The following is a 10,007-nucleotide window of genomic DNA, read 5'->3' on the forward strand; positions in this document are numbered from 1 at the left end:
AGCAAAAGCCCTTTTTTAAAAAAAGATTCCATAAAATCCTAAAGGAAAGCTTTAAACACTTACAAGCCCATCGCCCTGATATTATTAAAACTTGGAAGTATTATGCAGAGTTTTTAGAGATGTGTAAGGAGGATGAGGAGGGGTTAAAATGAGGGTTAAAAGTTGGAATTTAAAATGCCCTTTGTGTTTAAAAGTTTTAAAATCTTTAGTGCAAGGGCGGAGAGGGGGATGGTGCTAAGTTCTCGTGGCGTGAAAAATTCTAAATTTTGTGTCAAAATTGTTGGATTATCGCAAAAGTAGCAATGCACGCTTAGATTGTATTTTGTGTAAGAATGCTTTAGGATTCCAATATTTTGCAGTTTTATGGAATCTTTTTTTAAAACTTCTGGGAAGTTGTAGAGATTGAAATAGAGTTTTTGCGTGCTTTTAACAAGTGCGATTTTATGCGCTTTTGTAAAAATTGCGTAGTGGAGTGTCTTTTTTATATTGCCCCTTGTTTTGCTTTTTGTAAGCTTCTCTAGCATATTTTTGCCTTTGCAAAATTTCTCTAAGGGGCAAATCCCACATTTTGGGGACTTTGCGGTGCAAATTAATGCACCTAAATCTAGCAAGGCTTGGTTGTGATTGAAGGAGTCTTGCAAGTTTAAAAGAGCGTTTGCTTGTTGTTCTAATTGCTTTTGCGTGGGGTTTTTGAGAGCAAAAAGGCGTGTTAAAATGCGTTTAATGTTGGAATCTACAAAGCTAACACTTAAATCATAGGCAAAGCAAGCAATAGCCCCGGCGGTGTAAGTGCCAATTCCTGGGAGCTTTATTAAATCTTTAACTTCTTTAGGTAATCCTGTGTTGGCGCAGAGTTGTGCGAGTTTGTGTAAATTTCTAGCGCGTGTGTAATAGCCTAAGCCCTGCCAAGCGCGCAAAACTTCTTGCTCACTTGCCTTGCTTAAATCTTTTAGAGTGGGGAATTTTTCTAAAAATTGAAAAAAGTAGCGTTCCTTTACGACTTTTACTTGGGTTTGCTGGAGCATTATTTCACTAAGTAGCACGGCATAAGGGCGGTTTGGCAGTCTTTTATCACGCCAAGGGAGAGAGTGGCGTCCATTTGTTTGATACCAATGAAGCAGAGATTTTTGAACAATACGCATAAAGAATTCTAAGCCTAGAGAGTGGCTTTAATCCTTTAGTGTTTGCATATCAATCACATAGCGGAATTTTGCCTTGCCACTTGTTAGATTTTCATAGGCTTCATCAATTTGGTCTGCGCGGATAATCTCAGTTTCTGGGTAAATCTTATGTCTTAAGGAATAATCTAGCATTTCTTGTGTTTCTTGCATTCCGCCAATAAGCGAGCCATAAACCTTTCGTCCTGCGTTATATACAAGGTTAGTAATATTAATATCCGGGCTAACTTCTCTTGGGGGAAGCCCAACAATGGCAAGCTCCCCGCCAAATTTTAAGAGATTTATGTATTCCATAGGATCATAAGAAGTTGGAATCGTAGAAATGATAAGATTAAAGCGTTCCTTGATGCCCTGTGTGCTATCAAAAAGTTTTGTTACGCCTAAATTTAGAGCTTCTTTTTCTTTATTTCTATTGCGCGCAAAGACATAAACTTCAGCTCCCATTGCTAAGGCGTATTTAACTGCCATTACGCCTAGTCCGCCAAAGCCTGTAACAGCGACTTTATCGCCCTTTTTTACACCGCTAAATTTAAGTGGAGAATAAGTTGTGATTCCTGCACAAAGCAAGGGAGCGACTTTATCTAGTGGCGCATCTTTTGGCACACATACTGCAAAATGCTCATTAACGACGATATTATTAGAATATCCGCCATAAGTTGGCTCATTATTATGGAAGCAATCTTGGCAATTATAGGTAAAAACGCACTGCTGACAAAACTGCTCTTGACTTTTTTTACACGCATCACACTCCCCACAGCTATTAACCATACAACCAACCCCTGCATAATCGCCCACTTTAAACTTGCTAACCTTGCTTCCTGTGGCAACAACCCTCCCTGCTATCTCGTGTCCAGGAACCATAGGATAAATTCCATCAAACCATTCACTGCGCGCGGAGTGAATATCGCTGTGGCAAATTCCTGCAAATAAAATTTCAATCACAATGTCTTTTTCTCCCATAGGGTGGCGTGTGAAAGAAAACTTTTCAAAGTTGGAATCCTTACTCTTAATTGCATAGCCAAAGGCGGGAATTCTCTGTCCTAAAGGAATGTTTTTAAAATCCATATTAACCCTTTGTGTTGAGATTTAAAATTATATGCTAATCCTTTAAAAAATTGCTAAAATTGCGTGGAATTTTAAGGATGGAAAATGGAAATTACAGAGAGTTTCGCGCTTTTAGAATTTTTAAAAAGTAAAGAATTGTTGCCTAAATTGGAATCGCATTATGAAGATAAAAGGCATTGGTGGTGGCCTAATGCGCTAAGTTTTGAAGTGGTTGTGGGGGCGATTTTGGTGCAAAACACGCGCTGGGAGCAAGTAGAAATCGCACTAAATGTGCTTAAGAGTAAAGAAGTTTTAAGCGTGGAATCTCTAGCAAAACTGCCCCTAGAAAACTTACAAGAAATGCTTAAAAATGTCGGGTTTTTTCGCCAAAAAGCAAAGCGATTGCAAAATCTATGTTGTAATATTTTAAGGGATTTTAAGAGTTATGCTTGCTTTTGTGAGAGTGTGGATAGAGAGTGGCTTTTAGAGCAAAAAGGAATCGGATTTGAAAGTGCTGATGCGATTTTAAACTATGCTTTAGGGCGTGAAGTGATGGTAGCAGATACTTACACTTATCGCTTGCTTAAGGGGTTTGGCTATGAGTTGGAATCCTATGAAGCAATGCAAGAGTGGCTAACGCAGGGCTTGGTGGAAAATTATGCTAAGGTTTGTGCGCTGTATGGCTTTAGGATTCCGCTTAACTTGCTTTTTGCGCGCTTTCACGGAAAAATTGTAGAATATTCTAAAGGGAGAAAATAATGGAAAATGTCTTTAAAAAAGAAGCGTTGGATTTGTTTTTAGAGATTTGTAAGATTCCACACGCTAGCAAGAATGCGGAGCTGCTTAGAGAATGGATTGTGCGTTATGCAAAGTATTGTGGTGCAAAAGTGGAATGTGATGGGGCGGGGAATATCCGTTGTGTCAAGGGAAGCCCGAAGTTATGCTTGCAAGGGCATTATGATATGGTGTATGTGTCTAGCAATAAGGAATTTAGCGTGGAGCCTGTGTTTGTAAAAGAGGGTGAGAAGTTGTATTTGGAGGCGAAGGATTCTAGCCTTGGGGCGGATAATGGAATCGCTGTGGCTTGTGCGTTGGTGGCGTTAAGGGATTGTAAGGATATAGAATGCCTTTTTACAAGCGATGAAGAAGTAGGAATGGTTGGGGCAAATAACATTGCGCTAAAGTTGGAATCTAAATTTGTGCTAAATTGCGATAGTGAGGAGATTGATGCAGTGGTTTGTGGCTGTGCTGGGGGCTATGATTTAGAGAGCAAAATCACGCTTTCACTTTTAGAACTTCCACAAGATTGCGTGTTTTATGCGCTAGAGTCGCAAGGTTTTAGCGGTGGGCATAGTGGGATTATGATTACTAAAAAGATTCCAAACGCAATTATAGAATGTGCAAAAATCGCTGATAGGCTTGTTGCTTGTGGGGCATTTGTTGTGGAGTTTAGCGGTGGTGAGAAGCGTAATTCTATCCCTGTGGGCGCAAAACTTTGTGTGGCAATTCCTAAAGAAAATTTGCGTGAATGTGAGAGAATTTTAAAGGATTTAAGGGATTTTAGTGTTAAAAAGTTGGAATCTAAAATGGATTTTAACGCTTTTGATGTGAAGCCTGTGCTTGAAGCGATTTTAAGCCTAGAAAATGGTGCACTTGTGATGCGTAAGGATGTGCCGATTTTATCTAGCAATATTGGAATCTTAAAGCAAAGCATAGAGGATAATAAGGCGGTTTTTGAACTCATTGCAATGGGTAGGGGAAATGAAGAAGTATTGATGCTAGAGCATTCACAAAAAGAAAAAGAAAAGCTAAAAAAGCTTGGTTTTAGTGTGGAGGTGCAGGATTACTATGCGCCTTGGGAGAGAGAATATAATGTTTTTGTAAAAAGAGTGTGGGAGATTTATAAAGGATTTAATGCAAATGCAGAACTAAAAGAAATCCACGCTGGGCTAGAATGTGGAATCCTAAAGCAAAAATTCCTACAAAGTAGCTTTGTGTCCATTGGTCCAACTATCCTTAACCCGCATTCTGTAAAAGAAAGGCTAGATGTGGAGAGCTTTGAGGTTTTTAAGCGATATTTAAATGCGATTCTAAAAAGATTTGAAGCAATTTAGAAAAACGCAAAAGAGATTCTGATACAATTGTGCAAAATTTGACTTAAGGATGATAATGCTGCAACAAAAAGGGAAAATTTTCATCATTGGTTTGGTTTTAAGCGTGTCTGTGGGTTTTGCAGCTCCGTCTTTGGTGAGTGGGATTGCATTTTTTGTGAATGGAAATCCTGTAACTTTGATTGAAGTTTATAGAATGCAACAAAGAGAGAATATTCCGCAAGATGTGGCGGTAGATAGGCTGATTAATGAGCGTTTGCACGAAGAGGAGATTAGAAAACGCAAACTTAGCGCAAATGCTTTGGAGATTGCAACTGAAATCCAAAGGCTAGCAGAGCAAAATAAGACAACCCCTGAGGATATGCGCAAATACATAGAAAGCAAGGGGGGTAGCTGGGATGCTTATAAAGAGGACATTCAAAAAGAGATTCTTAAGCGCAAATTGTATCAAAGTATTACGCAAGAGAGTTTAAGAGCAGTGGATGATAGGGAGGTGCTTGAGTATTACAATGCCAATCAGAATGACTTTTTAATCCCCAAAAGTATTGATGTTGTGAAGTTTTATAGCAAGGATAACATAGCAATTGAGCGTGTGGTGCAAAGTGGCGGAAAATCCATTGCACCAAATGTTAAAAGAGAAAATGAAGTGCTACAAACCGCAGCATTAAATCCACAGATTGTTTTATCTTTTGCACAAGGAAAGGTTGGGGGATTTACCCCGATTTTTCCTATTGGCGATGATTATGTGGCGTTTTTGATTAAGGGTAAGCATAATCCTGTGCTTTTGCCCTATGAGAGTGCTAAAAATATTGCGTTACAAAAAATTATGCAACACAAAGAAAATTATGTGATTTATGAATATTTTGAAAAATTGCGCTCAAATGCAAAAGTGAATATTGTGCGTCTCAATTAAGCGTAAGGAGTTAAGATGACAAAGCTAGCAAAAGTGGGAATTTTTTTAGCAGGGATAGTGCCTTTAGTAATGGTTGGCTGTGGAAAATCGCAAGAAAAATACAATATTGTTCCAAACAATCCACAATCTGTAAAATGCTATCACGCAGGCACAAACACGGCTAGAAACTGCGATGACACGGATTATAATAAGGTGTTGGAATCCAAAAAAGATTGGAGAATTGCTGCATATAGCTATAAACACGCTGTTACTCCGCTAAAGAGCGATGCGCAGAGTAATTATAGTGTGCGTTTTGAAAAGGGAATGGTTAATGGAAGTTTTGGATGCAATAGTTTTTTTGGTGCATATAGCTTAAAAGATGGAATCCTAAAAGTAGAAAATGCGGGTATGACGCGTAAAATGTGCGATGAAAAGGCAATGAAAGACGAAGCGATGCTAACAGAGCGTTTTTTAAACGCACAAACAAAGATTTTACTTGTTAAAGAAGGGGACACAATGGGTAAAATTTTCTTTTTGGGCAAGGATTTTTATTTAGTGTTAGACTAGGCAGGAAGTTTAAGTAATTATAAAGGCTGTATATGTGGATTACAAAATCTTATGATGGTAAGTTTCAACAAGAATATAAGATAGAGCGTAAGTTGCTAGAAATTAAGGGTGTCAAACAGAGTTTAGAACTCTTTAATTCTGAAGCTTTTGGTGAGATTGCTTTATTGGATGAGGGGTTGTTGTTAAAGAATTTACTCTGTGTGCAAAGTGAGCTTTTAGCGCATTTGAGTGCTTGTTCGCATAAGAATCCTAAGCGTGTGCTAGTTGCTGGGAGTTTTAACTTAGAGTTTGCCTTTGAGTTTTTGCGCCATAGTGGCTTGCAAGTGGATTTTTTGCAGTTTGATTTGAAGGTTTTGGAATCCTTAATGAGCTTCTTACCGCATTACAGGGAAGTTGTGGAATCAGAGAGATTCCAACTGATTCCACAACTTAGTGTTGAGTTTCTAGCACAAAATGCGCAAAGTGATAGTGTGCAATACGATATTATCCTATCTTTAGATGCTAATGCTAATGCTTACTCTAAGCTTTTAAGTGATGATGGAATTCTAATCACACGCACCGCGCAGATTTTATTAGACACACATAAAGTTAAAGAGCAATTGGAATCTTTGGGGGATTTTCGCATAAAAATGCCCTTTTTTGCTCCGCTATCTTTACTTCAGGATTGTTATGTTTTTGCTTCTAAACTTTACCATCCAACAGCAGATATCCAACTCCAAAAAGCAGATATGCTTGAAGGTTTAGAATATTACCACGCAAATTTGCATTTAAGCGCATTTGTGTTGCCAAAAGCCGTGAAATCTGCATTGCTTGGAGTGGCGCAAAATTGAATTTTAAATATGCCATTGCCTTAAGTGGCGGAATTGCTAGTGGAAAAAGCACGGTGGCTTCTTTGCTTAAGCTTTATGGCTATTGTGTGATTTGTGCAGATTCCATTGCGCACAGGGTATTAGAGGAAAATAAGGATTCTATTGTTGCAGTATTTGGCGATGAAATTTTGGGGGGTGATGGTAAGATTGAACGCAAAAAGTTAGGCGGAATCGTATTTTCTAATGCGGCTTTGCGCAAGGAGTTAGAAGCAATCTTGCATCCAAAAATCAAAGCAGAGATTTTAAAAGAGGCTCAAAAAGAGGAGCAAAAAAAGATTCCTTATTTTGTGGATATTCCTTTATTTTTTGAAAGAGGTGATTATCCTATTGCGCATTCTCTTTTGATTGCTACCACACAAGAATTACAAATTGAGCGGTTAAAAAAGCGCAATGGTTTTAGTGAGCAAGAAGCCCTTAGTCGCATAAATGCGCAAATGCCGCTAGGGCAAAAGCGTGCAATGGCGAGCTATGTGATTGAGAATTGTAGCAGTTTAGAGTCCTTGCAACAAAAATTAGAATGCTATTTGCAAGAGTATTTGTCTAAATTTTAAAATTTAATTTAGCTTTATTTGTTATAATCCTCCGCTTTGTTAGAGTGTAGGGGTGTTAGCTCAGCTGGGAGAGCGCAACGCTGGCAGCGTTGAGGTCAGGAGTTCGATCCTCCTACACTCCACCATTTGTGCGTCCGTAGCTCAGCTGGATAGAGCAACAGGTTGCGGTCCTGTAGGTCGGGGATTCGAATTCCTCCGGGCGTACCACTTCTTTACTTTCTTGTTTAATCCGAAATTTTAGGAATATTATGTTTTGCATCTACGGAAAATACTGCTATGAAAAGCCATTACGCTCCATTGTGTGTTTTAAGAGTGCGGATATTATGGAATCTTTTAGGGAAATCCAAAGCGATATGCGTGGGTTTTGGGTGGGATATGTGTGCTATGAAGCACTAAATAAAGCAGAATCTAAAACGCCATTATTAGAGTTTGTTTTATTTAGTGAGCGCAAAAAATGGAAGCAAGGTGCAAAAAAGCAAAAAAGCGATTCCATATTTTCTATCCAAAAGCCCTTTTTTTATCCTAGTTTTACAAAAAATTTTGATAAAAATTCTTATATGCAGGGCTTTTTACGCATTAAAGAAGAATTAAGTGCGGGTAATACTTATCAAGTCAATTTTACACAAGAATTACAACTTAAGAGTCATTGTGAGGGATTTGAGATTTTTAAAGCACTAAGTCAAAGGCAAAAAACCGCTTATTGTTGTTATTTTAAGAGTGGTTTTGCTGAGATTATCTCGCTCTCACCGGAGTTGTTTTTTAAGATTAGGGGAGAGAAAATTATTTTTGCACCAATGAAGGGCACAATTAAGCGCGGTGAAAATCGCAAGCAGGATAAGCATTTTAAGAAAATTTTGAAAAACGATTCCAAAAGTCAAAGTGAAAATTTAATGATTGTTGATTTATTGCGCAATGATATGAGTCAAATTATCAAATTAGGTTCTCTTAAAATTCCAAAACTACTAAAAACTTTGAAGTTTAAAACGCTTTTTCAAATGGTATCCATTCTTAAGGCGCGCCTTAAAACAAGAGATTTAGGAGAGATTTTTAAAGCAGTGTTTCCTTGTGGTTCAATCACGGGTGCGCCAAAGCACTCAACAATGCGTGTGATTAAAGAGCTTGAGCAAAGAGAGAGAGGTGTGTATTGTGGTGCTTTAGGGGTGATTGAGGGAGGGAAGGCTACTTTTAGTGTGCCTATTCGCACGCTAGCCTTTGATGGGGGGTTTTACCGCTATGGCGTGGGCAGTGGTATTGTGTGGGATTCCAATGCAGAGGAAGAGTTTAAAGAATTGCAACTTAAGGCGCGATTTTTAACGCCAAAGCTAGATTTTATGCTTTTTGAAACAATGTTAATGTGTAAAGACAGAATCTTTTTATTACATAAGCATAAAAAACGCTTGATAAATAGTGCAAAACTACTTGGATTTAGCACGCATAAACTTGGATTTTTAAAAGCAATTAATGCGATTGAAACGCCACAAAATTTAAGTTTTGATGATTTTTTAACGCTAGAGTCTAAAAAGTTGGAATCGCTTTTTATAAGCACAAAAGAGATTCCGTATTTTAGGGATTTACGAAGTGATGAGCAATGCTATAAGGTGCATTTGACTTTACAAGAGAATGGTGATTTTACTCTTACGCAAAGCCCTTTGGATATGATAAATACGCATAGAGTTGGAATCGCAAATGCTTCTTTAAATTCTCAAAATGATTTGCTTTATCACAAAACTACGCTAAGGGCGGAGCGTGCAGTCCTTAAGGGCTATTTTGACAGATTGTATTGCAATGAAAAAGGGGAACTTTGCGAGGGGGATAGAAGCAATGTTGTGCTTGTCAAAAACGGAGAGTGTTTGACGCCACCTTTAGAATGTGGAATGCTTGGCGGAACGCTGCGTGAGGTCTTGCTAGAGTGTGGAGTGTTAAAAGAGCGGGTGCTGTGCAAGGGCGATTTAGAAGATGCGAAGGTGTTTTGTGTGAATTCCTTAAGGGGCGTTGTGCCTGTGGAGTTAGTCTAATGCGCGTGTTGCTAGTGGATAATTATGATTCCTTTACTTATAATTTGGAGTATTATTTAAAGGAGCTTGGCGCAAAGGTGTGCGTGGTGAAAAATGATTTTGCACCCATTGCTGAAGCGATTGCTTTTGTGGAATCTTTTGACTGCTTGATGATTTCTCCGGGCTTTGGGACGCCTTTGGATTCTGGATTAAGCTTGGAGCTCATTCAAACTTTTGCATCTTGGAAAAATATTTTAGGCGTGTGTTTGGGGCATCAATGTATTGCACAAGCCTTTGGCGGCAAAGTAGAGAGAATGGAAAAGCCAATGCACGCAAAAAATGCGTTGTGTTATTTTGTGCCTAATGCGCTCACAAAGGGGATTAGAAATCCTTTTAAGATTGCTTTGTATCATTCTTTGTATGTAAGTGAGCTAGGCGATTGTGAGATGTTAGGATATAGCGTAGTGGGAGAAAAAAAGATTCCTATGGTGCTAAAGCATAAGCGTTATAATACCTATGGTGTGCAGTTTCACCCAGAGTCTATTTTGCAAGAGAATGGAAAGAAGCTTTTGAAAAACTTCTTAAAACTTAAGGCGCAAAAGGTTTAGATTGCGTTTTGGATTCCAACCTTTTAATGGTTTGTTTCTTTCCTTGATTGCGAATGGAATTAATGCATATCTTTCTTATGGAAATTTACAGAATGTCTTAAAGGTAAAAGAGCAGCACAAAACAATACAGCAAGAAGCATTGCGTTTAGCTAAAACGCCTTATGATGCAAGGGAGGATTTCTTTTATGCGATT

12 protein-coding genes and 2 tRNA genes are annotated in these 10,007 nt (G+C 38.5%); 12 read left to right on the top strand and 2 right to left on the bottom strand.

Translation table 11 applies throughout. The features are described 5' to 3' along the window. Positions 1-152: DUF2972 domain-containing protein (locus tag MRZ19_RS08555; protein WP_366936152.1), on the top strand; the 152-nt coding region annotated here is incomplete at its 5' end. A gap of 3 nt (positions 153-155) precedes the next feature. On the opposite strand, the gene mutY is transcribed toward MRZ19_RS08555, so the two are convergent. Both mutY and MRZ19_RS05165 read right to left on the bottom strand, forming a co-directional pair. After that, positions 156-1,142: an A/G-specific adenine glycosylase gene (gene mutY, locus MRZ19_RS05160; protein WP_291031035.1), complete on the bottom strand. Its 987-nt coding sequence runs from the start codon at positions 1,140-1,142 to the stop codon at positions 156-158. A gap of 27 nt (positions 1,143-1,169) precedes the next feature. Beyond that, positions 1,170-2,243, bottom strand: a complete 1,074-nt coding sequence (locus MRZ19_RS05165; RefSeq protein ID WP_291031037.1) for an NAD(P)-dependent alcohol dehydrogenase — start codon at positions 2,241-2,243, stop codon at positions 1,170-1,172. An 84-nt stretch (positions 2,244-2,327) separates the two neighbouring features. On the opposite strand from MRZ19_RS05165, the gene MRZ19_RS05170 reads away from it, so the two are divergent. The 11 genes from MRZ19_RS05170 to MRZ19_RS05220 form a co-directional block, all read left to right on the top strand. After that, positions 2,328-2,981 (top strand): 3-methyladenine DNA glycosylase, encoded by a 654-nt coding sequence (locus tag MRZ19_RS05170; protein ID WP_291031039.1) that lies wholly within the window; start codon positions 2,328-2,330, stop codon positions 2,979-2,981. Beyond that, a complete protein-coding gene (locus MRZ19_RS05175; protein WP_291031041.1) occupies positions 2,981-4,336 on the top strand; it encodes a M20/M25/M40 family metallo-hydrolase in 1,356 nt (451 codons plus the stop codon). Before MRZ19_RS05170 ends, MRZ19_RS05175 begins: the two co-directional genes overlap by 1 nt. A 55-nt stretch (positions 4,337-4,391) precedes the next feature. After that, on the top strand, positions 4,392-5,246 hold the full coding sequence (locus MRZ19_RS05180) for a peptidyl-prolyl cis-trans isomerase (protein WP_291031043.1): 855 nt from the start codon (positions 4,392-4,394) through the stop codon (positions 5,244-5,246). Between the two features lie 15 nt (positions 5,247-5,261). Further along, positions 5,262-5,792 carry an META domain-containing protein gene (locus MRZ19_RS05185; protein WP_291031047.1) on the top strand — a complete coding sequence of 177 codons (531 nt, stop codon included), beginning with the start codon at positions 5,262-5,264 and terminating at the stop codon, positions 5,790-5,792. Between the two features lie 32 nt (positions 5,793-5,824). Next, positions 5,825-6,622 (top strand): spermidine synthase, encoded by a 798-nt coding sequence (locus MRZ19_RS05190; RefSeq protein WP_291031049.1) that lies wholly within the window; start codon positions 5,825-5,827, stop codon positions 6,620-6,622. Beyond that, a complete protein-coding gene (gene coaE, locus MRZ19_RS05195) occupies positions 6,619-7,212 on the top strand; it encodes a dephospho-CoA kinase (RefSeq protein ID WP_291031052.1) in 594 nt (197 codons plus the stop codon). Before MRZ19_RS05190 ends, coaE begins: the two co-directional genes overlap by 4 nt. A gap of 49 nt (positions 7,213-7,261) precedes the next feature. Next, a tRNA-Ala gene (locus tag MRZ19_RS05200) sits at positions 7,262-7,337 on the top strand. A gap of 5 nt (positions 7,338-7,342) precedes the next feature. Continuing rightward, positions 7,343-7,419, top strand: a tRNA-Arg gene (locus tag MRZ19_RS05205). Between the two features lie 41 nt (positions 7,420-7,460). Beyond that, positions 7,461-9,227: a bifunctional chorismate-binding protein/class IV aminotransferase gene (locus MRZ19_RS05210; protein ID WP_291031054.1), complete on the top strand. Its 1,767-nt coding sequence runs from the start codon at positions 7,461-7,463 to the stop codon at positions 9,225-9,227. After that, entirely contained in the window at positions 9,227-9,814 is a 588-nt protein-coding gene (locus MRZ19_RS05215; RefSeq protein ID WP_291031056.1) for an aminodeoxychorismate/anthranilate synthase component II, read from the top strand. Before MRZ19_RS05210 ends, MRZ19_RS05215 begins: the two co-directional genes overlap by 1 nt. 1 nt (position 9,815) lies before the next feature. Further along, on the top strand, positions 9,816-10,007 hold a 192-nt coding region (locus MRZ19_RS05220; protein ID WP_291031057.1), incomplete at its 3' end, for a hypothetical protein.

Origin of the sequence: Helicobacter sp., from assembly GCF_022770205.1 — a bacterium.
Taxonomy (GTDB): Bacteria; Campylobacterota; Campylobacteria; order Campylobacterales; family Helicobacteraceae; genus Helicobacter_D.